This is a genomic window from Methylocystis bryophila, assembly GCF_027925445.1.
Lineage (GTDB): Bacteria > Pseudomonadota > Alphaproteobacteria > Rhizobiales > Beijerinckiaceae > Methylocystis > Methylocystis bryophila.
Window position 1 is genome coordinate 2611223 of the sequence record NZ_AP027149.1, and the last position, 25946, is coordinate 2637168.

18 protein-coding genes and 2 riboswitches are annotated in these 25946 nt (G+C 63.9%); of the genes, 11 read left to right on the top strand and 7 right to left on the bottom strand.

The window, feature by feature from the left end; translation table 11 throughout:
* Nucleotides 1-29: 29 nt before the first annotated feature.
* Complete coding sequence (locus QMG80_RS12170; RefSeq protein WP_085773856.1) at nucleotides 30-1172, top strand: pyridoxal phosphate-dependent aminotransferase; 1143 nt, start codon at nucleotides 30-32, stop codon at nucleotides 1170-1172.
* Nucleotides 1173-1312: 140 nt separating this feature from the next.
* The gene (locus QMG80_RS12175; protein WP_085773048.1) at nucleotides 1313-2920 is read left to right on the top strand and encodes an adenylate/guanylate cyclase domain-containing protein; all 1608 of its coding nucleotides are present in this window, start codon (nucleotides 1313-1315) and stop codon (nucleotides 2918-2920) included.
* A gap of 63 nt (nucleotides 2921-2983) precedes the next feature.
* Here QMG80_RS12175 and QMG80_RS12180 read toward each other — a convergent pair whose 3' ends face one another.
* Nucleotides 2984-5989 carry an Rne/Rng family ribonuclease gene (locus QMG80_RS12180; RefSeq protein WP_085773049.1) on the bottom strand — a complete coding sequence of 1002 codons (3006 nt, stop codon included), beginning with the start codon at nucleotides 5987-5989 and terminating at the stop codon, nucleotides 2984-2986.
* 736 nt (nucleotides 5990-6725) lie between these two features.
* Between QMG80_RS12180 and QMG80_RS12185 the strand changes: the two genes are divergently transcribed.
* From QMG80_RS12185 to QMG80_RS12210, 6 genes are all read left to right on the top strand, one after another.
* Nucleotides 6726-8048, top strand: a complete 1323-nt coding sequence (locus QMG80_RS12185; protein ID WP_245299987.1) for an N-acetylmuramoyl-L-alanine amidase — start codon at nucleotides 6726-6728, stop codon at nucleotides 8046-8048.
* A gap of 143 nt (nucleotides 8049-8191) precedes the next feature.
* Nucleotides 8192-10579 (top strand): penicillin-binding protein 1A, encoded by a 2388-nt coding sequence (locus tag QMG80_RS12190; protein ID WP_085773050.1) that lies wholly within the window; start codon nucleotides 8192-8194, stop codon nucleotides 10577-10579.
* A gap of 130 nt (nucleotides 10580-10709) precedes the next feature.
* Nucleotides 10710-11609: a KPN_02809 family neutral zinc metallopeptidase gene (ypfJ, locus tag QMG80_RS12195; RefSeq protein WP_085773051.1), complete on the top strand. Its 900-nt coding sequence runs from the start codon at nucleotides 10710-10712 to the stop codon at nucleotides 11607-11609.
* Nucleotides 11610-11735: 126 nt separating this feature from the next.
* Nucleotides 11736-13931, top strand: a complete 2196-nt coding sequence (locus tag QMG80_RS12200) for a multicopper oxidase family protein (RefSeq protein WP_085773052.1) — start codon at nucleotides 11736-11738, stop codon at nucleotides 13929-13931.
* A gap of 183 nt (nucleotides 13932-14114) precedes the next feature.
* Nucleotides 14115-16199 (top strand): hypothetical protein, encoded by a 2085-nt coding sequence (locus QMG80_RS12205; protein ID WP_085773858.1) that lies wholly within the window; start codon nucleotides 14115-14117, stop codon nucleotides 16197-16199.
* Between the two features lie 234 nt (nucleotides 16200-16433).
* Nucleotides 16434-17933 carry a replicative DNA helicase gene (locus QMG80_RS12210; protein ID WP_085773859.1) on the top strand — a complete coding sequence of 500 codons (1500 nt, stop codon included), beginning with the start codon at nucleotides 16434-16436 and terminating at the stop codon, nucleotides 17931-17933.
* Nucleotides 17934-18018: 85 nt separating this feature from the next.
* Here the strand turns inward: QMG80_RS12210 and QMG80_RS12215 are convergent, their stop codons facing one another.
* The 4 genes from QMG80_RS12215 to crcB all read right to left on the bottom strand — a co-directional run bounded on the left by QMG80_RS12215 (nucleotide 18019) and on the right by crcB (nucleotide 20199).
* The gene (locus tag QMG80_RS12215; RefSeq protein WP_085773053.1) at nucleotides 18019-18414 is read right to left on the bottom strand and encodes a hypothetical protein; all 396 of its coding nucleotides are present in this window, start codon (nucleotides 18412-18414) and stop codon (nucleotides 18019-18021) included.
* A gap of 416 nt (nucleotides 18415-18830) precedes the next feature.
* A complete protein-coding gene (locus QMG80_RS12220) occupies nucleotides 18831-19277 on the bottom strand; it encodes a hypothetical protein (protein WP_085773054.1) in 447 nt (148 codons plus the stop codon).
* Between the two features lie 37 nt (nucleotides 19278-19314).
* Nucleotides 19315-19376, bottom strand: a riboswitch (Fluoride riboswitch).
* Nucleotides 19377-19435: 59 nt separating this feature from the next.
* The gene (locus QMG80_RS12225) at nucleotides 19436-19786 is read right to left on the bottom strand and encodes a DUF190 domain-containing protein (protein ID WP_085773055.1); all 351 of its coding nucleotides are present in this window, start codon (nucleotides 19784-19786) and stop codon (nucleotides 19436-19438) included.
* A 2-nt stretch (nucleotides 19787-19788) separates the two neighbouring features.
* On the bottom strand, nucleotides 19789-20199 hold the full coding sequence (gene crcB / locus QMG80_RS12230; protein ID WP_085773056.1) for a fluoride efflux transporter CrcB: 411 nt from the start codon (nucleotides 20197-20199) through the stop codon (nucleotides 19789-19791).
* Between the two features lie 75 nt (nucleotides 20200-20274).
* Nucleotides 20275-20335: riboswitch (Fluoride riboswitch) on the bottom strand.
* 137 nt (nucleotides 20336-20472) lie between these two features.
* Between crcB and QMG80_RS12235 the strand changes: the two genes are divergently transcribed.
* A complete protein-coding gene (locus QMG80_RS12235; protein ID WP_085773057.1) occupies nucleotides 20473-21897 on the top strand; it encodes a DUF1254 domain-containing protein in 1425 nt (474 codons plus the stop codon).
* A 109-nt stretch (nucleotides 21898-22006) separates the two neighbouring features.
* Here the strand turns inward: QMG80_RS12235 and QMG80_RS12240 are convergent, their stop codons facing one another.
* Both QMG80_RS12240 and QMG80_RS12245 read right to left on the bottom strand, forming a co-directional pair.
* The gene (locus QMG80_RS12240; RefSeq protein ID WP_085773058.1) at nucleotides 22007-22870 is read right to left on the bottom strand and encodes an outer membrane protein; all 864 of its coding nucleotides are present in this window, start codon (nucleotides 22868-22870) and stop codon (nucleotides 22007-22009) included.
* Nucleotides 22871-23090: 220 nt separating this feature from the next.
* A complete protein-coding gene (locus QMG80_RS12245) occupies nucleotides 23091-24386 on the bottom strand; it encodes an RsmB/NOP family class I SAM-dependent RNA methyltransferase (RefSeq protein WP_085773059.1) in 1296 nt (431 codons plus the stop codon).
* A 210-nt stretch (nucleotides 24387-24596) separates the two neighbouring features.
* Between QMG80_RS12245 and QMG80_RS12250 the strand changes: the two genes are divergently transcribed.
* Entirely contained in the window at nucleotides 24597-25232 is a 636-nt protein-coding gene (locus tag QMG80_RS12250; RefSeq protein ID WP_245299988.1) for a hypothetical protein, read from the top strand.
* A complete protein-coding gene (locus QMG80_RS12255) occupies nucleotides 25232-25924 on the top strand; it encodes an ATP-binding protein (protein WP_102938133.1) in 693 nt (230 codons plus the stop codon). The genes QMG80_RS12250 and QMG80_RS12255 overlap by 1 nt, the downstream gene beginning before the upstream one ends.
* The last annotated feature ends 22 nt before the right edge of the window (nucleotides 25925-25946 follow it).

Below are 25946 nucleotides of genomic sequence, written 5' to 3' on the forward strand. Positions count from 1 at the left end.
CTTCGCAAAGAGCCGCCGTCGCGCCCTTCATGGCGATGGATGTGTTGCGCGAGGCGCGCCGGCTCGAGCGCGAAGGGCGGCGCATCGTCCACATGGAGCTCGGCGAGCCGGGGGCGCCGACGCCACGCCGCATCCTCGACGCGGCCCAACGCGCTCTGGCTGCTGGCGCGCCCGGTTATGGCGAGGCCGCCGGCGATCCGGCGCTGCGGACGCGCATCGCACGGCATTATCAGGAGTATTATGGCGTCGCGCTTTCGCCCGAGCGCGTGATGATCACGACGGGCTCGTCTGGCGCCTTCCTCCTCGCCTTTCTCTCGGCCTTTGACATAGGCGCGCGCATCGGCGTCACGGCGCCCGGTTATCCGGCCTATCTCAACATTCTCGAAGCTTTGGGGCTCGTTCCGGCGCCAATCGAGATCGGCGAGGAGACGCGCTTTGCGCCGACCGCTGCGTTGATCGAAGCGGCGCATCGCAAGGAGCGTCTCGACGGGCTCTTGCTGATGAGTCCCGCCAATCCCACGGGCACGATGATCGCTAGCGGGGAACTGGCCAGGATCGCGGCCTTCTGCGAGGAGGCGGGGGTCACCCTCGTAGCCGACGAAATCTATCACGGGCTCGAATATGAGGAGCGCGCCCCCACCGCCTTGCGCTTCTGGCGAGACGCGATCATCGTGAACTCCTTTTCCAAATATTACGCGATGACAGGTTGGCGGCTGGGCTGGATCGTCGCGCCCGAGAATCTCGCGCGGCCGATCGAACGGCTGCAGCAGTCGCTGGCAATTTGCGCGCCGACGCTCGCGCAACGCGTTGCGCTGGAGGCTTTTGAGGCGCGCGAGGAGCTGGAGGCGATTAAGGCGGGCTATGCGAAGAGCCGCGCGCTGCTGATCGAGCGCTTGCCGAAGATCGGCCTGCCGCGTTTCGCGCCCCCGGACGGGGCCTTCTACATCTATGCGGACGTGACGCATCTGACGCGGGATTCGGCGGCTCTCTGTGCCCGCATGCTGGCGGAGGCGGGTGTGGCCGCGACGCCCGGCGTCGATTTCGACCGTGCTCGGGGCGGGAGGACGCTACGGTTGTCTTACGCCGGCGGCGAGGCGGAGGTCGCGCAGGGGCTCGACCGCCTCGCCGACTGGCTGCGCAAAGACGCCCAAGCCGCGATCGCGGAGCGATGAGCGCGAGCTTGTCAAGAACCCCTCTTTCGAGGATGCTCGCATCCGCTTTGAGGCTGCCCATTCTCTTCGGCCCGACCCGTCAGGGTGCTCGGGCCAGCAAGCTTCGCCCCTGGGAAGGACGCCGCCCTCGATGAAAAGCCATGAAGCTTAAGACCCTCTTCGCCCTGTTTTTCTTGACGCTGCTGCTGTTTGCCGGCGCGAACCTGGTTCTCGCTTTCTTTCTGGGGGAGGCGGACAAGCAAAGAATTGAATCGGAGGCTCGCTCGGCGCAAATAACGACTCTTTCAGATGATCTAACGATTTCCTCCCAATGGGGGACGCGATTTGCGCGAGGATTCGTCGCGACCAAGGACCCCGTCAAGTGGCGCAATTACAATGAGCTCATGGATATTTTCGACGGAAAGATCGCGAGACCGGCGGAATATGGCTGGGAATATTGGGATCTCGTGGGAGCTAATATTTTGGCGGAACCGGCAAGTGACAAGCAAGGAGCTGTTTCACTCGATAGTAAATTCTTGCAGCTGGACTTGACGATTGAAGAGTTCAATATTCTGAAGAAAGCCGAGGATCTCATATTAAAAATGACGATGGCGGAGCGACGCGCCATGCACGCCGCCATCGGCGAGTTCGACGATGGAACCGGCGTCTACATAAAAAAAGGAAAGCCGGATATGGCTCTGGCGGACAAGTTGCTGTACGGAGAGGGTTATTTGAAAGACAATGGCGAGCTAAGCAAGCTCGTTTATGATCTCAAAACGAGGGTGCGGGAGAGATTTAGGAACATTCTTAATCAAAATGAGCAATTCGCGTCTCAGCTCATCAAAACAAACATTTACCTTGGTGGGGCGCTATTTTTGATTGTTGTTGCATATATGATTGTCTTGCAAAAATATTTTTTTCAGCGGACAGGGCGATTGTTGCGCGCCGTCAAGGAGATCAGCAAGGGCAATCTGGACGTAGAAATGTCTGTCGCTGGAAGCGACGAGATTGGCGAGTTGGCTGCGGCCATTGGCTCCATGACCAAGAATTTGAAATGCGCGTTTGAGTCGCTGAAGGAGAAGATATCAATTTCGGAAAAAACCGCTCTTGAATTGGACAATGAGAGAATGCGCTCGGAGAAGCTTTTACATAATATTCTTCCCGCCACGATCGCGCAGAGGCTCCAAGGCGGAGAAGAGGTCATCGCGGAGGTTTTTCCAGAGGTTACCGTGTTTTTCTCTGATATCGTTGGATTCACGGAGCTATCCGCAAGGTTGGGTCCCCATGAAACAGTCAATTTATTGAACGTGCTTTTCGGCAAGTTCGACGATTTGAGCGAAAAGCACGGCGTCGAGAAAATAAAAACCATCGGCGACAGCTATATGGTCGTCGGCGGCATTCCCAATCGCGATGCGCTACACTGCCAGCATGTTGCGGAGTTTGCGCTGGAGGCGATCGCCTTCGTCAAGAATTTCTCTTCCATCTATCCCTGCGCAATAGAGATGAGGATGGGCATTCACACCGGCACGGTGGCGGCAGGCGTCCTCGGCAAGAAGAAGTTCTCGTACGATCTATGGGGTGACGTCGTAAATCTCGCCAGCCGCTATGAAAATTCCTCTACTCCCAATGAAATACAGGTCTCTGAGTCGGTAAAAATTCGCCTGGCCGATGACTTTCTTTTCTCGGAAGGATTCAACGTCGAGTTGAAGGGAAAAGGGATTGTTCCCTGCTTTTATCTGTTGGGCAAGAAGACGACAGGCCACGCATAAAGCGAAGCTGACGCCCGCGGTCCCAACCTGGCGGGACCGCGAGCTGAGTTCTTCTACAGCGGTCTAACCCCCGAATGTCGCCCGGGCGCGCTGCCACCAGCCGCCCTTTTTGGGCGCGGACGGGTCCGCTTCGGTGATGACCACCTCCGAGCGCGCGGCGTGGCTCTGCGCGGGCTGCTCGTCCACCTCTGCGGCGGCGTCGATCTCGATGGGCGCCGACTCTCGGGCTGTCTCGGGCTCGGGCAGGGGCGTCTCGATCGTCTTGACTTCCTGCGGAGCCTCGGGAGCCGACTCTACCGCTATAGCCTCCTGCGCCGGCTCCGCCGCTGCGGCCACCTGCGCAGGCGACTCCAAAGGCTCCTCGCCGCGCGGCTCTTCGGTCACGGCTTCTGCGGCGACGGGCTCACCCTCAGGGAGAGCCTGCGGATTGCGGTACTCGGGGGCTAGCGGCGTGGAGCGGGTCCAGCGCCCGGGGCCGCGGCCGCGCCCGCGCGTGGGCCGGCGGGTCTCGCCGTCTGCGGTGGGCTGACCCGCGAGCTGAGCCATAAAGGCCAGCCCCTCATCGGAAGGTTGCGCCTGTTCATCCCGCTGAAGCTGCTCCGGATAGGCTTCGGGAGCTTCGCCAAGGTTCGCAGCAAAGTCGTCTCGACCGCTGCCGCGTCCCCGTCGTCGGCGTCTCCGGCGCGAGCGGGGCTGAGCGTCGGCGTCCTCTTCGTCGCCCTCGGCGCCGCCCGCCGCGAGCTCGGCCTCCTCGGGCTCTTCAGACGCTCTCGGACGCCCTTCGGCCATGGGGGATCTCGCTTCGGCAAAGTCCACCGTGGTTTCCGCTTCCTCGGCTTCCTCCTGAGCGAGCTCGGGCGGCAGGGAATCGACGCGCAAATGCTGCGGCGAAGGCCTCGCCCGCAAACCGCTGGCCGGTTCGCCGCGCTCCAGCGCATGGTAATTCGCGCCCGTGAGCGAGTCGTCAGCGGCGACCATGATGTGCACGCCGAAGCGGTGCTCCATGGCCTGCAGATGCGCGCGCTTCTGGTTCAAGATGTAGAGTGCGACAGGCGAGCGTGTGCGCAGCACGACGTCATGCGCAGCGCTGCGGACGAGCGCCTCCTCGAGCACGCGCAGCACATGCAGCGCGATCGAGGCCGTCGAGCGAATCGTGCCGGCGCCCGCACAATGCGGGCAGGGCGCGGTGGAACCCTCGACGACACCCGCCCGGATACGCTGGCGCGACATCTCCAGCAGGCCGAAATGCGAGATGCGCCCAACCTGAATGCGCGCGCGATCGTTCTTCAGCGCCTCCTTGATTCTGCGCTCGACCGAACGATTGTTGCGGCTCTCCTCCATGTCGATGAAGTCGACGACGATGAGGCCCGCGAGGTCACGTAAGCGCAGCTGGCGCGCGACCTCGTCGGCGGCCTCGAGATTGGTGCGTAGCGCCGTGTCCTCGATGTTGTGCTCGCGCGTGGAGCGTCCCGAGTTCACGTCGATCGCGACGAGCGCCTCGGTCTGGTTGATGACGAGATAGCCGCCCGACTTCAGCGTGACCTGATTGGAGAACATCGCGTCGAGCTGGGCTTCCACGCCGGCCTCCGCGAAGATCGGCGTCGGCTCGCGGTAGAGCTTGACGTTGCGGGCATGGCTCGGCATCAGCATGCGCATGAAGGCCTGGGCCTCGCGGTGCGCCTCCGCTCCCGCGACGAGAACCTCGTCGATGTCCTGTCCGTAGAGATCGCGCATAGCGCGCTTGATGAGCGAGCCTTCCTCATAGACGAGGTTCGGGGCGCTCGAGCGCAGCGTCAGCTCCCGCACGCTTTCCCACATGCGCAGCAGATATTCGAAGTCGCGCTTGACCTCGGGCTTCGTGCGGGTTGCGCCGGCTGTGCGCAGGATCACGCCCATGCCTTCCGGCACTTCGAGTTCCTGGACGATCTCTTTGAGGCGTCTGCGGTCGGCGCCGTCGGTGATCTTGCGCGAGATGCCGCCGCCGCGCGCCGTGTTGGGCATCAGCACGCAGAAGCGACCGGCGAGCGAAAGATAGGTTGTCAGCGCCGCGCCTTTGTTCCCGCGCTCTTCCTTGACTACCTGCACGAGCAGCACCTGACGCCGCTTGATTACCTCCTGGATCTTGTATTGGCGGCGCATGCGCGGGGCTCGGTAAGGAACCTCCTCCATGGCGTCGCCGCCGATGTGCTCGACGTGCTGCTCCTCGTCTTCCGCCTCTTCCTCTTCCTCTTCCTCTTCACTTTCCGGCTCGTGTCGCGCCTCGCGCAGCCGCTGCGCGGCTTCGTCGCGTTCGTCCTGGCGGCGAGCCTTGGCTTCGTGATCCTGCTCAACCGCTTGAGGCTCGCCCTCGTCGACCGTGCCGAGCTCGATGACGCCGAAGCCCGACGGATCGACCGACAAGGTCTCGTGCTCGGCGGCGGCGGGCTCGGCCTCGGTCAGGGGCCTGTCCTCGGTCGCTTCGACCTGGGCTTCCGGGATCTGCTCGATCTCTGGCGCCGCGGCGATTTCGGCGTCGATGACCGGTTCGGGCGCCGCCGTCTCGAAAGAGGGTATCTCTATGGCCTCTGGCGCCGCTTGGGTTGCGAACTCTTCCGAAAAGGTTGCGAGCGCTTCCGAAGACTCCGTCTCCCGCGCCTCGTTCAAACTCTCGTCTGGCGCCGCCTCGCTCAGCGTCTCGTCCGTGCGCTGGCGCTTCTCGGCTGATTCGAAACGACGGCGCCGAGAGCGCCGGCCGCGGGTCTGCTGTTGCGGCCGCGGCTCCTCGTCTTCGGCCTGAAGATGGGCGCGGTTTTCTTCTTCGAGCAGTGCGAGCCGGTCCGCGACTGGGATCTGGTAATAATCGGGATGGATCTCGGCGAAAGCCAGAAATCCGTGGCGGTTACCGCCGTAATCGACGAAGGCCGCCTGCAAGGACGGCTCGACGCGAGTCACTTTCGCGAGGTAGATATTGCCGCGGAGCGGTTTTTTATCGGCGGCTTCGAAATCGAATTCCTGGACTTTATTCCCACGCAGCACCACGACCCGGGTCTCTTCCGGGTGGGAGGCGTCGATCAGCATTTTGTTGGCCATGGGGGACTCGTTCTCGCCTCGCGCGCGATGGGTCGGGGCAGGGCTGGGCGAGCCTTCGTTTTGGACTCGCGGCCGCTGCCGACCGACGGCGTATCGCGCCGAAGCTGGATAGGAAGGATGGGGAGAGCCTGTCGGGGCCCATCGAGACGCCTCGCGCGCTCGTCCCCGAAACGGCATCGTTCAAGGGATGAGGAACCGCGCTAGAATCACAGACTCGAAGCGAGATTTGACCACAAGAGCTTCTCAACTCTTGCACAATTCGCTCCAGAGCGTTCGGGCCCGAAGGCAGATTGATCAGCGACGACGGGGCGAAGCTATGTGCGTCGTCCGTCGAAGCCGGCGGGAGATGACCGGAGCGAGCTTGCGCCCCCGGTCCGGCGACCTGCTCCGCGCCAGCGAAGCCGATCGACCGCATCGGGCGCGTCGCGGTCCAATCCGCGCGAGCTCGCCGGTAACGCGTCACGAAAGACCTTTCGGGGCGCACAAAACCCCTTCGAAGCGACGATGCCCTCCTAGGGAGTGGCGGTCGTCGGGTGAGCGGCTCGCCGCGCGGCTCCGGGTCTCGCGGGGCGAGGGGCCGGCGCGGCGTCCTTCCCTTTTAATAGCGTCGCCGGTTCCGCGCCGCAAGCGGGCAAGCCCCTCTAACCCCCTAGAATCTGTCGAGAACTGCCAAAAGTCCTGGCGGAGCGCTAATTTTGCCGTTAAGCCTCCCTAAACCTCGGACGGGAAAAGAGCCTTGATTCCAATTCTCGCCCTGGCCCGGCGCCGGGCCGCAGCCGTTCCGGCGATTCTTTTGTCGTTCCTCATCTTCTGCGGCGGCCAGAGCCTCGCCGAAACCGCGGTGCCCGCCGCTCCAGCGGCCGTGGCGGCGGCGGACGCCAAAGTCTCGGCGATCGCCGCCAGGATCGACCGCGACGGCGCAACCACGCGCCTGATCTTCGAGCTGACGGCGCCGACGACCGCTTCAGCCTTCGCCGCGACGGGGCCGCGGATCGTCGTGGACCTTCCGGAAGTCGCCTTTCTGATCGATCCGGCGGTCGGCGCTCCCGCATCCGCTTCGCCACGGCAGCGCGGCGCGACGGCTGATTCTGAGGCCTCGCTGATTCGCTCCTTCCGCTTCGGCCGCTTCGCGCCCGGCCGCTCGCGCATCGTCATCGACCTGACGCGACCGGCGAAGGCGGGGCGCGTCGAAAGCGTCGTGCGGCCGGAGGGCGCGCGGCTGGAAATCGATCTCGTCGCCGAAAATCCCGCTGCTTTCGCTGCCGCGGTCGCCCAACGCGTCAAGGCGGAGGCTGCCGAGGCCGGCGCAGGCCCGGCCCCGGCCGTGCGCGAGCCCGCCGCCGCCGAAATGGGCCAGCTTCCCCTCGTCGTGCTTGATCCGGGGCACGGCGGCGTCGACATGGGCGCGCAGAGCCGGCACGGCGATATGGAGAAAATGGTCGTTTTCGAATTTGCGCGGGCTTTGAAGGCGAAAATCGAGGCGCGCGGGAGGCAGCGGGTCGCGCTCACGCGGGAGGAGGACATCTTTATTCCCTTGAACGACCGCGTGCGCTTCGCGAGGGAACATAGCGCCTCGCTATTCCTCTCCATTCACGCAGACACATTAGGCGAGGCGAGCGTGCGCGGCGCAACCATCTACACGGTCGCGGCCCGCGCTTCGGACGCCGAATCCGCGCGCATCGCCGAGAAGGAGAATCTCGCCGACCAGGCGGCGGGAGTCGAAGTGAACGCCAAAGCCGAGGAGGTCGGCGACATCCTTTTCGATCTCGCACGGCGCGAAACCCGGGCGCTGGGCCGCGAGTTCGGGCAGACGTTGCTCTCGAAATGGCGGGAAACGGCGAGCCTCAATAAGAATCCGAGCCGCTCGGCGAGCTTCGTGGTGTTGAAGGCGCATGACGTGCCTTCGGCGCTGCTGGAGCTCGGCTATCTGTCGAGCGAGGCGGACCTTTCGAATCTGACTTCCCCCGCCTGGCGCGACCGCGCCGCCGAGGGCGTGGCCGAGGCGATAGACGCTTATTTCCGAGCCCATCCCGCAACTTCGCGCGCGTCGTTGAAATAGCTTCGAACTTCGCCGCTAATTAACCACAAAATTCACGCAAGCCCTTCAGCGTGAGGCGCTCGGCGCCCCGCGTCAACAATCCGCGCGATTGGACAGGGTCCGGCGACGGGCCTAGTCTTCCGAGCGCGACGAGGAAGCTCTCAATGCGACTGCTTTTCCGGTTCATCGGCTTTCTGTTTGCGACCGGCGCGATCCTGTTCATGGTCGGGGCCGTCATAGCCTATGGGCTCGTCCAGGTTTATCAGCGCGATCTGCCGGACACGGCGCAGCTCCAAAACTACGAGCCGCCCATCACGACGCGCGTGCACGCCGGCGACGGTTCGATCCTCGCCGAATATTCCCATGAGCGCCGCCTGTATCTTCCGAGCTCCGCCATTCCTCAGATGGTCAAGCAGGCCTTCATTTCGGCGGAGGACAAGAATTTTTACACGCATAAGGGCATCGATCCCGAAGGCGTGGTGCGCGCCCTCGCGGTCATCGCCCAGGGCGGCCGGCACATGCAGGGCGCCTCGACGATCACCCAGCAGGTCGCCAAAAACTTCCTCGTCGGCAATGAGCGCTCCTTTGACCGCAAGATCCGCGAAGCGCTCGTCGCCTTCCGGATCGAGTCGACCTATTCGAAGGACCGCATCCTCGAGCTTTATCTCAACGAGATCTTCCTCGGTCTCGGCAATTATGGGGTCGCGGCCGCGGCGCTCAACTATTTCAACAAGTCGGTCAACGAGCTGACGATCGCCGAGGCGGCCTATCTCGCGGCGCTGCCCAAGGGGCCCAACAACTATCATCCCTTTCAGCATCGCGACCGCGCGGTCGAACGGCGCAATTATGTGATCGACCGCATGGTGGCCGACGGCGCGATCACGCCCGAAGAAGGCGCTAAAGCGAAGGCGGAGCCGCTGAACGTCAATCCGCGCGTGCTCTCGCCCAACACCTATGTCGCCGGCTATTTCGCCGAGGAGGTGCGTCGCAAGCTCCTCGAGATGTATGGCGAGAAGAAGCTTTACGAGGGCGGGCTTTCGGTGCGCGCGACGCTCGATCCCAAGATGCAGGCGCTGACGCGAAAAGTGCTCGCCGACGGCCTGGTGCGCTTCGACGAGGCCCATGGCTTCCGCGGCGCGATGAACCATATCGACATATCGAGCGATTGGGGCGTGGCGCTCGCGGCGATCCCGGAACTCGGCGATGTGAAGCCCTGGCGGCTCGCTGTCGTGCTCGAGGCGAACGACGCTCAGGCGCGCATCGGCCTGCAGCCGGGCCGCGAAAAATCGGGCGAGGTCGCGCGCGAGCGCGAGACCGGCGTGTTGCCGGCCGAGGGCGTGCGCTGGACGGGCCGTTCGATCCGCACGGCGCTCACTCCTGGCGACGTGGTCTATGTCGATCCGCTCCCCAATCGAGCCGGGCAATATCGGCTTCGCCAGATCCCCGAAATTTCCGGCGCCATTGTCGCGATGGACCCTTACACGGGTCGCGTGCTGGCGATGGTCGGCGGCTTCTCCTTCGATCAGTCGGAGTTCAACCGCGCGACGCAGGCGCTGCGCCAACCGGGTTCTTCCTTCAAGCCCTTCGTTTATGCGGCGGCGCTCAACGAGGGCTACACGCCCGGGTCGCAAATTCTCGACGAGCCGATCGCGATCGTGCAGCCCGACGGCTCGGTCTGGAGCCCGGAAAATTTCGAGGGCGGGCAGGGCACCGGCGCGCACCCGCTGCGCTATGGGGTCGAGCACTCCAAGAACATGATGACGGTTCGCCTCGCCAAGGATCTCGGCATGCCGCTCATCGCCGAATATGCGCGCCGGTTCGGCATCTATGACGATCTCGCGCCCTATCTCTCCATGTCGCTCGGCGCCGGCGAGACGACGCTGATGCGCATGGTGACGGCCTATTCCATGCTCGCGAATGGCGGCAAGCGCATCAAGGAGACGCTGATCGACCGCATCCAGGATCGCTCGGGCCATACTGTCTACCGTCATGACGAGCGGCAGTGCCTCGGCTGTGATGCGCCCAAGTGGGATAATCAGAACGAGCCTAAGCTCGTCGACAAGCGCGAGGAGCCGGTCATCGACGAATTGACCGCCTATCAGATCACCTCGATCATGGAGGGCGTGATCCAGCGCGGCACCGGCGTCTCGATCAAGGCGGTCGGCAAGCATCTCGCCGGCAAGACCGGCACGACGAACGAGGCCAAGGATCTGTGGTTCATCGGCTTCTCGCCCGATCTCTGCGTCGGCGTGTTCCTGGGCTACGACAGGCCCCGCTCGATGGGCGACCATGCGCAGGCGGCGCTCTACGCCGCGCCGATCTTTCGTGACTTCATGACGGTGGAGCTCAAGGATAAGCCGGACACGCCCTTCCGCGTGCCGCCCGGCATCAAGCTCATCTCCGTCAACCCGTCGAGCGGCATGCGCGCTTCAGGCCCCGGCTCCATCCTCGAGGCCTATCGCCCTGGCACGGCGCCGCCTGAATATGCCGGCGACCCGGCCACCGCGGCGCAGACTGACATCGATCAGAAAGTTCCGGGCGGGCTTTATTAGCGGCTCGCGCCTGGACGCCCCTACTCAACAGCATTTTCGACTGCTAGTCTAAGGCCTTCAAGGAAACCCGGCGCCGCTCTCTAAGGAGGCGGCGCCGACGTTCGTTGACGGCGCCGAGGAGCAGCAGGCGATGAAGTGGGAAGATTTCCAAAGCTCGGAAAACATCGAGGATCGCCGCGGGCAGCAGCAAGTCGCCAGCGGCGGCCGGCGTGTCGGCGCGGGCGGTCTCGGATTCGGCACGATCATCATCCTCGGCCTCATCGGCTATTTCACCGGCATCAATCCGGCGGTGCTGATCGGCGGCGCCGAGATGGTGAACAACATGCGGCGCGGGAGCCAGGAGGCGAACGAGCAAAGCGCGCCGGCCTCCAAGCCTGGCGCGCCGAACGATCAACTCGGCCAATTCGTCTCGAAGGTCTTGGGCGAGAACGAAGCGGTTTGGAGCCAAGTTCTACCGGCGCAAAAGAACATCCGCTTTCAGGCGCCGACGCTCGTCATGTTTGACGGTCAGACCTATTCGGAGTGCGGCGCGGCGCGCGCGGCGATGGGACCCTTCTATTGTCCGATCGATCGCAAGATCTATCTCGACACGGCGTTCTTTCGCGATCTGAAGACGAAATTCGGCGGCGGCGGCGATTTCGCCTACGCCTATGTGATCTCGCATGAGATGGGACATCACATCGAAAACCTGCTGGGCATTCTGCCGCAGGTGCAACGCGCGCAGGCGCGCGCCTCGAGCCGCTCCGAAGCCAATGCGCTTTCCGTGGGCGTCGAGCTGATGGCCGACTGCCTCGCGGGAGTTTGGGCCGCCAATGGCAACGCCAGGCGCCAGTTCCTGGAGAAGGGCGACGTCGAGAGGGCGATCGCGACGGCGCAGGCGATTGGAGACGATCGTCTGCAGCGCGCCTCGCAAGGCGTCGTCGTCCCCGATTCCTTCACGCATGGCTCTTCGGCGCAGCGCGTCGAATGGCTCGAGCGCGGACTGCAATCGGGCAAGATCGACAGCTGCAACGCCTTTTCCGCGCGGTAGCAGACCGCTCCATGAGTCGTCGGCGCCGCGCTTTTCGCGCGCCGACGCCTTTTTCCTTTTTCGCGCAGTTTTCCCGGATAATCTCGAGCGGTTCCTTCGCCGCAGCCCTTTTGAGGAGAAACGCCCATGTTCGAAGATTCCTTGCCGCTTGCCGCTTTTGACGCTCCGCAGACATTCACGGCCCACGCCGAAGTCCGGATCAGAATCGAGCCGCGTCGCGTGAAGTTCAGCGACGCGAGGCCCGCGCCGGCGCAGGACCCCAACGCTTGGCGCTATGTCCGTGTCGGCTCCAAAGAGGACAACCATCACCATCCTCTCGACGTCGCGCTCGGACCTGTCTTCAACATCCGTCGGGGCGTGACGCTCGATGTCTGCTGGGAGAACGCCATAGGTTCGATGCCGCCGATGGAGCCGAACCATGAGGCGACACTCGAGCCGCCCCCGATCAATCCGATCCCGATGCAGTACGGGGCGCCGGTGTGGAAGGGGATGAACCCGTCAGTCGGCGTCGTCACGCATCTTCACGGCGCGCGCGTGCAGGGAAGCTCGGACGGCTGGCCGCTGCATCCTGCGAGCTTTCCAGGAAATCCCTATGAGTTCCCGTCGGCGCGGCCTTATCGCTACACGAACGATCAGCGCTCCTGCATGCTCTGGTTCCACGACCACGCCATGGACAATACGGCGGTCCAGGTGCATGCGGGACTCGCGGGCATCTATTTCATACGCGACAAGGCCGACGACGAGATTCTCTCGCTTATCGGCGGGGCGGGGCAGGAGATCCCGCTTGTTCTCCAGGACCGCAAGTTTGCTTGCGGCTTCGAGAAGCTCGACTACTGGGCGGGGGTTCCCACCTTCCCAGACGACTTCGATCGCCCTGAATATCTCGGCGACACGATTTTCGTGAATGGCCGGCCTTCGCCTTTTCACGAGGTCGAGCGTAAGATTTATCGCCTGCGCGTGCTCAATGGATCGCATGCGCGGACTTTCGCGCTGGCGCTGATCGACCCGGCGCCTTGGAACTATCTCGCGGCGCCCGAGCCGTCCCGCGTCGGCTACTCGGACCTCATCACCGTCATCGGCAATGACGGGGGCCTGTTTCCCGAGCCGCAGCGACTCGGCCAAACGGATCACATCTTGCTGGCGCCGGGCGAACGGCTCGATCTTCTCCTCGATCTGACGTCGATCGAGGCGCGCAAGGACGACATGGGCGCGGTCGTTCCGACGCGCTCCTTGCGGCTCGTCAATCTCGCTGTGGCTTCGGCGCAGGCCGGAGACTGGCCGGAAGCGATCTTCCGGACGACGGAACCCCTCGCGGGCTTTCCGAAGCCCGCGGGCGCGGGCCCGAATGATCCAGCGCCGAGCGTGGCGAGTTCTGTGCTCACCTTCGACGCGGGCGCGCAGCGACAGCTTCTGGCGTCGATCGCGGCGATCCGCGTCGCCAATGCGATGGAATTCTGCATCGATGTGACGAAGACGCGCGCGGGCGCGTTGGATGAGGCGCAGCTTTCGAACATCCTGGCTAGCGCCGCGAGCGAGGACGGTTTCGAATGGCGCGAGGGCGCTCTGCAAGCGCCCCAGGGAGCCGCCATTGCGAGGAATCGCTTCGTCGTGCTCATGAACGACGCTTTGGGGATCGGCTTCAATAAGGATGCGCAGCCTGGCGACCCTCAGTGGAATCCCTATGCGCTCGGCCCTTGGCGGGACACGCAGATCTGGGAGCTATCGCCGGCCGACCCGAAGGACGGCCGGACCGCTTTCGCCATTCCCTTCTCGGTGGACCTCAACGGCTCCAACCCCCCAGCGGGGTCAGCGGATGCGACGAAGAACTATTTTGTTGCGCGCGCGAGCTGGTTTGACAACTATCCGCCGGAACGGCTCATCGACGACGCAGCCGCGAAAGGCGAGAAACCGGGCTACGCCAAGCTCCATGCGCCGGCGGCGACCCCGAAGGCCGGGACCTATGAGCGCTGGTACGTCGCCAACATCGGCAATGCTCAGCCCTTGCTCGCCGGCGTCGTTGATGACAAGGGCAATGTCGGCGTGCCCGATATGCACCCCTACCATATGCATCTCGTCAATTTCGTCGTGACGGGCAGATGGCGGTTACAGGCGGACACGAATAGCTTCGCGCCCACGGCCAACCAGCGTAAGAACGAGTTCGACAAGCTCTGCCGGCACGACACCGTGCGCGTGCAGTCGAATGAGCTGCTTGAGCTGCTCGTTTTCTTCCCACCGGGCTACACGGGCTGCTATCCTTTCCATTGCCACGTGCTCGAGCATGAGGACATGGGAATGATGTCCCATTTCGAGGTGGTTCCGTGAAGGAAAAGGCGTCTATTTCTTTCGGCTGGGAAGGGTGCGCTTGTCCTACGCCATTCCCACAACCAGTTAGCCCTCTATGATGACTTTCTCAGCTGTGGGATGCGGCCACGAGGGCGCAGCGTGGCGTCACATGAGTGATCATTTCGTTTCCACTTGCCGCAAAAGGGAAGACAGAGCGCTATCGTGACCGATCTCTCGCTCGTCTTCTCGCCGCTCGTCCCCTGGCCGGCCTTGGCGCTGCTGAGCCTCGTCGCGTTGGCGCTTCTTGCGTTCTCTCTCTACAAGGGACAGCGGCGGGCGCTCTGGCGCGCGCTGGCGCTCGCGCTCTTTTTCCTCGCGCTCGCCAATCCGATGTTGCTCGAGGCGGAGCGAGAGAAGGAAAAGAGCGTCGTCGCCGTTGTGCTCGACGAGAGCGAAAGCCAGACGCTTGGCGGCCGCGCGCGGCAGGTCGACATGGCTCGCCGCGAGCTCGAGGCGGCGCTTTCTCGCTTTCCCGATCTCGAGCCGCGCTTCGTCACGGTTGGGACCGAGGCCGAAGGCACCAAGCTGTTCGCGGGCCTAGCCAAGGCGCTCGCGGACACGCCGCCCGAACGCGTCGGCGCCGCAATTCTCGTGACCGACGGCCTCGTCCACGATATCCCGGCAAAGCCCGAGGCGCTGGGCTTCAAGGCGCCGCTGCACGCGCTGATCACGGGACGCGCGGGAGAGCGCGACCGCAGGCTCGATCTCGTCGAGACGCCGCATTTTGGCGTCGTCGGCAAGGAGGTCGTCATGCGCTTGCGCGTCGTCGACAGCCCTGCGCAGACGGGCGTCGCCCAAGGCGGCGGGGCTGAGATCGTGGCCAAGCGCGACGGCGCGGTGATTGCGCGACGCCACGCGCGGCTTGGCGAAATCGTCGAAATACCCGTCGCGATCGAGCATGGCGGCCCCAATGTCGTCGAGCTCGAGACGCCTGCCGTCGACGGCGAGATCACTGACGTCGACAACCGCGGCGTCGTCGTCGTCGAAGGCGTGCGCGACCGGCTCAAGGTTTTGCTCGTCTCTGGCGAGCCGCATCAGGGCGAGCGCAGCTGGCGCAATCTTCTGCGCGCCGACGCCAATGTCGAGCTCGTGCACTTCACCATTCTGCGCCCGCCGGACAAGCTGACTGGCGCGCCGCCCTCGGAGCTGTCGCTGATCGCCTTTCCGACCGCCGATCTTTTCGGGCGGCGGATCAAGGATTTCGATCTCATCATCTTCGATCGCTATTCGAGCCAGACGCTGCTGCCGAGCCTCTATTTCGAGAACATCGCCAATTACGTCGAGGGCGGCGGCGCCTTCCTCGCGATGGTCGACGCCGATTACGCGACGCTGCGGGGCCTTTATTACTCGCCGCTTACGTCTATTCTGCCGGCGCGGCCCGACGGGGAGGTCTATGAGCAGGCCTTTCGCCCTCATGTGGCGAAGGACGGCGAGCGGCATCCCGTCACGCGCGGGCTCGAAGGCGCGAAATCGACGCCGCCGGCCTGGGGAGAATGGTTTCGTCAGGTCGACGCGACGCTCGTCAAGGGCCAGACGCTGCTTTCCGGCGCGAACGACAAGCCGCTGCTCGTGCTTTCGCGCGAGGGCAAGGGCCGCGTCGCCATGCTGCTCACCGACCAGCTATGGCTCTGGGCGCGCGGCTATGACGGCGGCGGTCCGCATGTCGACCTCACGCGCCGGCTCGCGCATTGGCTCTTGAAAGAGCCGGAGCTGGAAGAAGAGTCGCTGCGCGCGACGACCTCTGGGCGCGACATTATCGTCGAGCGCCAGAGCCTCAAGGACGCCCCGGAGCCGCTCATTGTCACCGCGCCCTCCGGCGAAAAAAGCGAGATCGCCTGGGCGCCCAAGGAACCCGGACTCTACCGCGCCGATATTTCCGGCGCGCAAATGGGGCTTTATCACTTCGACAGCGGCGGCCTGACGGCGCTCGCCAATGTGGGTCCGCAGAACCCCCGCGAATTCCGCGAGGTCGCCTCGACGGAAGAGAAGCTGCGCCCCCTCGCGGAGGCGACGGGCGGCACGGTGCGCCGCTTAGCGCCGGGCGGGGACGAGAGGATCGTGCTGCCAAGGCTCGTCGAGATGCGCGAATCGAGTCTTTACGGCGGCGCCGATTGGATCGGGGTCAAGCATGGCGCCGCGACCGCCCTGAAGGGGGTGAGAACCACGCCGCTCGCGCTCGGGCTGCCGGCGCTCTGCGCGCTCCTTGGCGCGGCGATCCTCGTCTGGACGCTCGAAGGACGAAAGTGATTCGCGCGACCGGCGCTCGCGGCGATCGATTCGCTCAAACGCAAACCCTGTTTTGCAAAGGCGCGAGAAAAATATTTCGGCCCTGTTGATAGCCTGCATAGCTAGGGCAAGACGCTTCGCAGCCGACTCTTCGGTTGCGGGACGCGGCGCTTTCCGCCAATCTCGCCTCAGTCTCCGACAGCCTCCGCGTCGCGTATGCAGGCCGGGGAATTCAGCTCCAACCGCAGCGCCGCCATGCCCGCTATCGAAGCCCTGTCGCCTCGGCGCCTTTATACGGTCGCCGAGCCCTCCGCGCGCATCCCACCGCACAATATCGAGGCCGAGCAGGCGCTGCTCGGCGCGCTGCTGATCAACAACGACGCCTTCGACCGCGTCTCGGATTTCTTGAAGCCGGAGCATTTTTGCGAGGAGCTGCATCGGCGCATTTTTGAAACCTGCGCGCAACTCATAAGGCTGGGAAAGCTCGCCACGGTCACGACGCTGAAAACCCATCTCGGCGGCATCGAGCTCCCTGAGGGCGTGACGATTCAAGCCTATCTCGCGCGGCTTGCCGCAGAAGCCACGACGATCATCAACGCTGAGGATTATGGGCGGATGATCCACGATCTCGCGGTTCGGCGCGAGCTGATCACGATCGGCGAGGATGTCGTCAATCTCGCCTATGACTCGCCGGTCGATTCTTCGCCCCGCCAGCAGATCGAAGAGGCCGAACGCAAGCTCTATCAGATCGCCGAGACGGGCCGTTACGACGGCGGCTTCCAGCGATTTTCCGAGGCGCTGACGCTCGCGATCGACATGGCGAACGCCGCCTTCCAGCGCGATGGCCATCTCTCCGGCCTGTCGACGGGTCTCGTCGACCTCGACGAGAAGATGGGCGGGCTGCAAAAGTCGGACCTCATCATCATCGCGGGGCGTCCCGGCATGGGCAAGACGGCGCTCGCGACGAACATCGCCTTCAATGTCGCGCGCGCCTATGAGTGCGAGACCGAGCCCGACGGCTCGCGCCGCACGATCAACGGCGGCATCGTCGGCTTCTTCTCGCTCGAAATGTCGTCCGAGCAGCTCGCGACGCGCGTCATCGCCGAGCAGTCGGGCGTGCCGAGCTACAAGGTGCGGCGCGGCGACATCGGCGAGCACGAGTTTCGCCGCCTGACCGAAGCCGCGCGCGAGATGCAGAGCATTCCCTTCTACATCGATCAGAGCGGCGGCATATCGATCGCGCAGCTTACCGCGCGGGCGCGTCGCTTGAAGCGCCAGAGAGGGCTCGATCTCCTTGTCGTCGACTATCTGCAACTGCTCGCCGGCTCCAAGGCGCGCAACGATAATCGCGTGCAGGAATTGACCGAGATCACCACGGGACTCAAGGCGCTGGCCAAGGAGCTGAACGTGCCGATCCTCGCGCTCTCGCAGCTCTCGCGCCAGGTCGAGTCGCGCGAGGACAAGCGGCCGCAGCTCTCGGACCTGCGCGAATCCGGCTCGATCGAGCAGGACGCCGACGTCGTGCTCTTTGTCTATCGCGAGGAATATTACTTGCGAAACCGCGAGCCGCGCGAGGGCACGGAAGAGCACATTAAATGGATGTCCGAAATGGAGCAGGCGCATGGCCGCGCCGAAGCGATCCTCGGCAAGCAGCGCCATGGACCGACCGGAACCGTGCAGCTCGCCTTCGAGGCCGAGATTACGCGCTTCTCGAATCTCGCGCAGGAAGACAGGCTTCCGGAGCGGATGGAGTGAGGTCGAGCCGGCACTCGCGACCTCTCAGCCGAGTTGTTGGCGAGACTCCCTCCCCGTTACGGGGAGGGTAATTGCGCCAGATCGGCTACTTGCCGAAGATGCTCGCGCGCAGGATCATTTTCGTGCCTTCGCATTCGGCGTAGCCGACGAGCCCCTGCTGCTGCGACCCGGCGCCCGACGGCGGATGTCCGTTCCAGACGCAGCCCTTCTTGCCGTCCGAGCGATCGCTCATCGTGATCGTGTAATTGCTGCCGGCCACCTCGCCGTCGACCTTATAGGTCAGCATCGAGCCGTTGTCGGACTGGATGTCCGCGGTTCCCTTGATCTTATTGCCTTCCCGCGTGACGCTCCAATTGCCCTGGCCGCCCTTGACGCCGCCCAGGTTCTCTTCGGTCACGAGCCATTGTTCCGCGGCGAAGGCGAGGGTAGGGCCGCAGCAGATCAGCGCCGCGGTCGTTGCGGCGAAGGCGAGCTTTTTCATTATCATTCCTCCCAGTGGAAGCGTTGGATTGATGTAGGATTTAGTTTCGCTAGATCACGCTGCGTTCAGGAGGAACCGCCTGAACGCAGCGTGATCGGTTCTAAAAGTTTAGAGCGCGATTTATGCGAAAAACCGGTTTCCACTTTTTCGCATCGCGCTCTAGAGCCTGTCACGGAAAAGTGCGAAGCGGTTTTTCCGGTCAGGACATGCTCTAAGCTTTGGTCCGGAGCTTGGTTCCTTTCGATCGCATGATTTCACGCCATCCGAACGCGCTCTAAAGCTTGCCGTGGCGAGCGCGTCATGGGTCGTACCAAGGCATGCGGCGACCTGCGTTCGAGAGAGAGCAAGGGCTGCGCAAGCCTCGCGCGGGAGCACAGACTGCCCGCGCGGGTCGAGAGCAAGCGGAGGCTCTTTCCTTACTGCAGGCTCAGCTGGAGCGAGGTGATCGCGCGGTCGAAACCGTCCGTGGGGAGATAGCAATAGGGATTGGTCGCGACCGGCGCGTCCTTGCACTGCCTGTGCTGGCCGACCCACTCGTAGCCGGCCTCCTTCATGCAAGCCGTGATGGCCTTGTGCAGCACGGTCGGATCGGCGCCCAGCCGCGCCTCAGGATGCGACGACTCGCCCTGGAGCTCGCAGTCCGACGTCTGGAGCTGTTGCGCATTATAGAAGGCCGTGGCGCTGCCATAGAGCAGGATTTGGAGAACGGCGAAGATGAAGATTCCGCCGGCGAGCGACGCGCCGGCCTGGCGCGCATTGGCGAGGAACTTAATGCCGAAAAAATAGAGCCCGCCGCCCGTCGTCAAAACAGCGCCCGCGGCGAGCAGCAGCGGCACAAGAAAAACAGCCATTTCCTGGTTCATGGGTACACCCTCCCGTTAGCGGCGCAGGCGCGCCGCGGAACAAGCAGGAGTCATCAGCCTTTGCGGCGGTTTAGGGGGCACCCCATCCCCTGGACGCGGCTAGAACCCGCAGTCCTTTAGCGTTGCCACTAAAGACAAGACGACGCCCCGTCAAGCCGTCATCTGGGCTCGTGCTTCACGTCCTTGCCGTAGAGCAGCACCTGCACCTTCTCCAGCGTGACGAGGCCGTGGTCCATCATCGGCTCGAGCGACGGCAGAAAGGCCCTGATCTTCTCCTCGTTGTCGACGATTTCGATAATAAGCGGCAGGTCCTCCGAGAGCCGAAGAATCTTCGTCGAGCGCAGCTTGCTCGAATGACCGTAGCCAATCGGCCCACGCAAGACGGTCGCCCCGGCGAGATGGAGCTCGCGCGCCTTCATCACGATCGCTTCGTAGAGGGGTCGGCCCTTGAACTTCGAGTCCTCGCCGATGAAGATGCGCAGCAATAGCGCGTCGCGCTCGATTGTCATGCTCACGATCCCGGAAGTTGGTTGAGTTGTGCTGCGGCCAGGTGGCCGATCCAGACGGCGAGAAGACAAAAGCAAACGGAAATCCCGACATTGGCGAGCGCCAGCCCCATTTCGCCGTCGCGCGCGAGATTCAGCGTTTGCAGGCTGAATGAGGAGAAGGTGGTGAAGCCGCCGCACAGGCCCATCATCACGAATTGTCGAATTTCCGTGCCCACGAACATGCGGCCGTCCGGCCCCGTGAGCGTCGCGAAGAAGCCGATGACCAGGGAGCCGGAAACGTTGATCACGATCGTGCCCCAGGGAAAGGTTTCGCCAATGTGCGTGGCGACGAGGCCCGAGAGCGCATAGCGCGCGATCGTGCCGAGCGCGCCGCCAAACGCGACCATCAGATATTTAGAGACTTCGCTGGTCATTGAAGGGTGAAGCTACGCAAGAGCCCAAACAGATGAAAGCGACTGCGCATCGACGATCTCCCACGCGCCCGCCAGGGGGTTGTAGGAGTCATCAGCCATCGCGGCGCTTTCGGGGGACTCCATCCCCATTTCGGTGTCCGGACATTAGAAGAAGGCAGAGCGCGCGGTCAATTTGCGGAGAATTCATATTTTCAGGAAAAGCTGCTATTTGTCTCGCGATATTTGATCCAGGTCTGCGGTCGTCGCCATAGCAAGGGCCACGGGGAGGCGTTCATGCGCGTAAAATGGATTCAATGGCTTCTGGTCCTAGCCTTCGCGGCGCTCGGGGGATGCGGCGACCGCAAAGCGCAGGAAGAAGCGGAAGCCGCCGCCAGAGAAAAGGCGGCGCTCGAGATTGGCGTCGACGCTGTCATCTACGGCTTGCCGCTGGTGATCATGGACATCACGAAGGCCAAGTTAACCAATGTCGCGAAGCCACAAGGCTTCGCGGCGCCGGTCAATCAATTCGTCAACGCGCGAAGCTTCCCAGACGCCTCCTTCAAGGACGTCGTGCGTCCGAACGTCGACACGCTCTATTCCGCGGCCTTCCTCGATCTCTCCGCCGAGCCGATCGTGCTCTCGGCGCCCGACACGCATGGCCGCTACTATCTGATGCCGATTCTCGACGCCTGGACCAATATCTTCGCCTCGCCCGGCAAGCGCACGACGGGGACGAAGGCCGGCCATTTCGCGATCACCGGCCCGGGCTGGCAGGGAACGCTGCCCAACGGCGTCACCGAGCTGAAATCCCCGACGAACATGGCCTGGATCATCGGCCGCACGCAGACGAACGGACCGGCTGACTACCCAGCCGTCCGCGCGATCCAGGACGGCTACAAGCTCACGCCGCTTTCGGCTTTCGGCAAGCGCTATGTCGCGCCGCAGGGCAAGGTCGATCCGAACGTCGACATGAAGACGCCGCCAGTCGAGCAACTGCAGAACATGAGCGCAGAGGCGTTTTTCGACCGGCTCGCGATGTTGCTGCAAAGCAATCCGCCGCCCGCCTCCGAAGCGACGATCCTCACACAGCTGAAGGCGATCGGGATCACACCGGGCGAAAAATTCGAGCTTCCCAAGCTCGACCCGGCAAAGGCGAGGGGCTTGGAAAAATCCGTGGCCGCCGCGCTCGAGAAGCTGCGGGCGGAGACGCGGAAGATTGGGGCGGGAGACAATGGCTGGCGCATCCCGCCGATGACTCTCGGCAACTTCGGCGATAACTATGCGCTGCGCGCCCAGGTGGCGCTGATTGGCCTCGGCGCTAATCTGCCGCAGGACGCAGTCTATCCGTCTGCCTTCGTCGACGCTGACGGCAAGCCATTCGACGGCGCCAATCGCTACGTGATCCACTTTGACAAAAGCGCGACGCCGCCAGTCGACGCCTTTTGGTCGATCACGCTTTATGGCGAGGACGGTTTCTTCGTCGCCAATCCGATCAACCGCTTTGCAATCAGCAGTTGGATGCCGCTCAAGAAAAACGCCGACGGGTCGGTCGATGTCTATGTGCAGCGCGCGTCGCCCGGCAAGGACAAGGAATCGAACTGGCTGCCCGCCGGGGAGAAGGCGTTCAACCTGACGCTGCGCATGTATTGGCCCAAGGAAAAGCCGCCGTCGATCCTCGATGGCAGCTGGAAACCGCCGGCGGTCAGGCAGGCGCCTTGATCCGCGCCAGACCGCGGGATGCCCCAATCAAAAAGCCCGGCTTCTCGCTCGAGAAGGCCGGGCTTTTTATCTTCTTGAAGGCGCGGCTGCGAGCCGCGCCTGCGCGCGATCAATAAGCGGCGATCACCGGGCTCTTGAAGAGAGCGGTCCAATCGAAGTGGTAGTTGACGCCGACGCGGGCGATGTTGAGGCTCGCGGTGCGATTGTAGCCCCAGCCCCAGTTCCAGCCGCCATTGTTGTTGTGGTTGCTGGTGAGCTCGACGTGCAGAACCTCGCCCTTCACCGACCAGTTCGGCATGACCTTCCACTCGAGGCCGCCGCCCACGGTCCAGCCAGTGGCGGTTCCGCTGAAGCTGAAGGGGCTCGTTTCGCCATAGGCGAAACCGCCCGTGCCATAGGCGAGGATCGTCGGCGTGAGGAGCCAGCCGACGCGGCCGCGCACCGTGCCGAGCCAGCTCAGGCTAAGCTGCTTGTTGCCGTACTGAGAAACGGGAACCAGAAGCCCGCCCGCCGGAGCGAAAGGCGAGGCATAGAGCGTGTAGTTCGAGCTGTTGGCGTTGCGGGTGCTGAGGCTCGTGCCCCCGAAGTCGCTCTCGTAACCGACGACGAGCGAGCGCGTGAGCTGCAGATTATAACCGTCGTGGAAGCCGCCGATCACGCCGCCCCCGCTGCGTCCGCTCTGGACGCCCGTGGGAAGGAAGAAGAGATTCGGGGAGCCGCCGCCATTTCCGAGGAAGGCGAACCTCGGATCCCAATAGGCCACCACCGGGCTGCCGCTGAAGGCGCCGCCATTGTTGTTGCCGTTGTCGAGCCAAATCCCGCCGATGTCGAGACCCAGATAGGCTCCCGTCCAAGTCGCCGGCGCCGGGGGCGGCTCGACGATAGGCGCCTTACGGCTGGGCAAGTCGGCGGCGAAGGCCGAGCCGGTGGCGAGACCGAGCGCGAGCGCGCTGGCGAAAAGACCCTTTTTCATGCCGACACTCCTCATGTCCTCGCACCCTGAAACCCGACAAGGCGCCGAGGGCGAGATTCTCCGTTGCAAAGTGGCGACAGAATAAATGCGTCTATGCGTGGCAGATACGTCTATTTTGAACTGCAATGACGATTTTCGAATCCTGTGGCCTTTTTGCAACATTTAATAGCGGCGGCGTTATTCATGAACAACGCGGGCGAGCGGAGGAAGCAGGGGGAGTCTAAACCGCTCTCTGCATGAGCGAGACGAAAAATCCGTCCGTTCCCGCGGTGAAAGGCGAAAATCGCAACCCGAAGCCGTGGCGCGACGCAAAACGCGCGAGCTCCGGGAGATTGGCGCGCGTCGCGGTCTCTTCGGCGGACAGCGCTTTGAAATTCGGGTGCGCCGTGAGGAAGGCGTCGATCTGATTTTCATTCTCTTCGAGCAGCACCGAGCAGGTCACGTAAGCGATGCGCCCGCCAGTTTTCACGTAGCGCGTAGCCTCCTTGAGCAACTCGCTCTGCTCCTCGAGGCGGAGCGCGATCGCGCCGGCCGCAAGCCGCCATTTCGCGTCGGGATGACGACGCCACGTGCCGGCGCCGGTGCAGGGCGCGTCGATGAGAACGAGGTCGCAACGTCCCTCCAGATCGGCGAGAACGTCGGCGCCGCCCCTCGGCGCGCGAACCTGCACATTGCGCGCGCCGGCGCGCTCGAGCCGCGCAAAGATGGGCGCGAGCCGTCTGCCGTCAGAGTCATGGGCGTAGATCTGGCCGCGATTATGCGTCTGCGCGGCGAGCGCCAAGGTCTTTCCTCCGCCGCCGGCGCAAAGATCGAGAATCTGCTCGCCGGGCGCGGCGGCGCAAACAAGCGCCGCGAGCTGCGATCCTTCGTCCTGTGTTTCGACGAGGCCTTTGACGAAGGCGGGCTCGGCCGAAAGCGCGGGGCCGCGCCCGTCGGCGCCCGGCTTTATGCGTAGTCCGAGCGGCGACAGCAGCGTCGGCTCCGGATGCAGATGCGCGAGCTTCTTTTGCGCCTCGTCACGCGTGGCCTTGAGAATATTGACGCGTAGATCGACGGGCGCGCGCTGCGCGAGCGCCGCGCCCTCGGCCGCCGCCTGGTCGCCGAGCGCGGCCTCGAGGCGGCTTGCGATCCATTCCGGATAGTCGCCCTGCACATGCGCCGGAGCATTGGAGAGCGTCGCGCCCTCGTAGCGCGCCCGTTCCTCTTCGGAGAGAGGCGCGGGCGCATGGCCTTCGCCGGAAAAGAGAGACGCGACCGAGGCGAGGCTCAGGCCCCGCGCCTCGCGCAAGGCGCCGATGAGAATGGCGCGCGGCGACTCGTCGCCCATGACAAAGGCCGCGGAGGCGCGCTTGCGCAGCGAGTCGAAGACGAGCGAGGCGATCTGAGCGCGGTCCTTGGAGCCTGCGAAGCGGTGCGCAACGCCCCATTCCTTCAGCACGTCCTGCGCGGGTCGGCGCCGCTCGCCGATCAGTTGCAAAACCTCGATGGCGGCGGAAAGATGTGCGGCGGGGGTCATGGGGGCTTTCGCGGGAGAGAGGCCACGTCTCGCGTTTTCATCCTGCGGAAGCCGACGAAGGGGCCTCCCAAAGGATGGCGAGAGCGACTGTGGAGGCATTTCATCCTTCGAGACGGCTCTGGAGAGCCGCCTCATGGTGAGGACGCGGGGAACTCCTCTCACGGCCCGCCCTGAATCGCAACCGGGACAAGAACCCCCTGGAGCTTGGTCATGATGTCGTTTTTGGCTTGGCTGAGGAAAGGGTCTCGCGTCGAGAGCGCAGAGCCGCCGCCATTCGACGCGGCGGACTTCACCAGAAAAGCCGAACATCTCGCCGCGATGACGGCAAGCTTCGGCTATGATCCGAGGAAGGCGCGGCTTGCAGCTGAGGAGTTTTTTTTCGAGCTCGGCGGCGTGCGTTGCAAAGCGGAGGGAAGAGCGACGCCCGACGGCGCGATCATCGTCTTTTACGATCCGCAAATGTCGCTTGCGCGACTCGCCTGCTGTGTCGCGCATGAAGTGCAGCACCAAAAATACGCGCGCGTGCGGCGCGCCGTCGAGGGCGAGAGCGAGAATGGCCCGCTGCACGCGGTTTTCGCCGCCTTCACGCCGGATCGTCTGGCCGAGCGGGGAGGGGTCTCGGACTACTCCAACGAGCATTGGGCCGGCTGGCGCGCCCCAGAGCCGCCGCGCCTCTTCGAGGACGAGATGGCGCGCGGCGGCGCTGAGCCCATCAACGAAACCTTGGCCGAAGTCGCCAAGGCGCTTCACAATTTCGGGCGCGAAGCGCGCATCGACCCCCTGTGGCGCGAGCTTTACGAGTTGGTGGGGCGCGAATGGGCGCGGCTCGAGGCTCGGGTCGACTGATGCGGACGCCGCTGAAATGGCTCGGCGATCCCGCCGTCGCCGCAACGGCCGAAGCGGTCGCGCAAAATCTCCGCGCGCTGGGGCTTCATGTCGAGGCGAAGCGCTATGGGCCGCATTTCGTCGAGATTGTCGCGTCGACCTCGCCAAAGCTCATCACGACGCCCCACAACGCCGAGGCGTCGGGGATCGCCTTGCTGCTTGCCTGGAAATATGACCCGCCAACGCTGGTTTTCGAGGAGATCAACTCTCTCTCGCCCGGCCTCGGGCGGGCGATGGTCGAGGCTGCGCTGCAGGGGGTCGCGGGGCCTGAAAGCTGCATTCGAAAGGTTCGCGTCGACGACGCTTCGCCGCACGGCGCCGACGGCCTGAGTTTTTGGCGTCGAGCCGCCTTGGCGCACGCTTGGCTGGAATGGGAGATCACCGAGAGTGAGCGCACTCAAGCCCAAGGGCGACAAATGGTTCCCGCTCCGCTCCAGAGTTCGGCCTCGACGAAACTCTCCGTCTCCAACGGTTCCGTCCGCCAAGCTCGGGACATTGCGGATAACGGCGAGGCCCTGCGCGCCGAATTGACGCAACGCCTATTCGATCTGTTCCTACGGGCGAAGGGCCGATCCGCGCTATGTAAAACGCGAATGGGACTCGGCCTCGCGCTCATGCGCTTCTTGCGACGCTGCAAGGATGAGGTCACATAAAGGCGAACAGCGGGGGCTTTGG

What these genes read in the sequence shown, in the direction of transcription:
- QMG80_RS12240 (WP_085773058.1), bottom strand. Translation starts at nt 22,870, where the DNA reads ATGAAAAAGGGTCTTTTCGCCAGCGCGCTCGCGCTCGGTCTCGCCACC.
- QMG80_RS12190 (WP_085773050.1), top strand. Translation starts at nt 8,192, where the DNA reads ATGCGACTGCTTTTCCGGTTCATCGGCTTTCTGTTTGCGACCGGCGCG.
- QMG80_RS12245 (WP_085773059.1), bottom strand. Translation starts at nt 24,386, where the DNA reads ATGACCCCCGCCGCACATCTTTCCGCCGCCATCGAGGTTTTGCAACTG.
- QMG80_RS12225 (WP_085773055.1), bottom strand. Translation starts at nt 19,786, where the DNA reads ATGACAATCGAGCGCGACGCGCTATTGCTGCGCATCTTCATCGGCGAG.
- QMG80_RS12235 (WP_085773057.1), top strand. Translation starts at nt 20,473, where the DNA reads ATGCGCGTAAAATGGATTCAATGGCTTCTGGTCCTAGCCTTCGCGGCG.
- QMG80_RS12255 (WP_102938133.1), top strand. Translation starts at nt 25,232, where the DNA reads ATGCGGACGCCGCTGAAATGGCTCGGCGATCCCGCCGTCGCCGCAACG.
- crcB (WP_085773056.1), bottom strand. Translation starts at nt 20,199, where the DNA reads ATGACCAGCGAAGTCTCTAAATATCTGATGGTCGCGTTTGGCGGCGCG.
- QMG80_RS12180 (WP_085773049.1), bottom strand. Translation starts at nt 5,989, where the DNA reads ATGGCCAACAAAATGCTGATCGACGCCTCCCACCCGGAAGAGACCCGG.
- QMG80_RS12210 (WP_085773859.1), top strand. Translation starts at nt 16,434, where the DNA reads ATGCCCGCTATCGAAGCCCTGTCGCCTCGGCGCCTTTATACGGTCGCC.
- QMG80_RS12175 (WP_085773048.1), top strand. Translation starts at nt 1,313, where the DNA reads ATGAAGCTTAAGACCCTCTTCGCCCTGTTTTTCTTGACGCTGCTGCTG.
- ypfJ (WP_085773051.1), top strand. Translation starts at nt 10,710, where the DNA reads ATGAAGTGGGAAGATTTCCAAAGCTCGGAAAACATCGAGGATCGCCGC.
- QMG80_RS12215 (WP_085773053.1), bottom strand. Translation starts at nt 18,414, where the DNA reads ATGAAAAAGCTCGCCTTCGCCGCAACGACCGCGGCGCTGATCTGCTGC.
- QMG80_RS12220 (WP_085773054.1), bottom strand. Translation starts at nt 19,277, where the DNA reads ATGAACCAGGAAATGGCTGTTTTTCTTGTGCCGCTGCTGCTCGCCGCG.
- QMG80_RS12170 (WP_085773856.1), top strand. Translation starts at nt 30, where the DNA reads ATGGCGATGGATGTGTTGCGCGAGGCGCGCCGGCTCGAGCGCGAAGGG.
- QMG80_RS12250 (WP_245299988.1), top strand. Translation starts at nt 24,597, where the DNA reads ATGATGTCGTTTTTGGCTTGGCTGAGGAAAGGGTCTCGCGTCGAGAGC.
- QMG80_RS12200 (WP_085773052.1), top strand. Translation starts at nt 11,736, where the DNA reads ATGTTCGAAGATTCCTTGCCGCTTGCCGCTTTTGACGCTCCGCAGACA.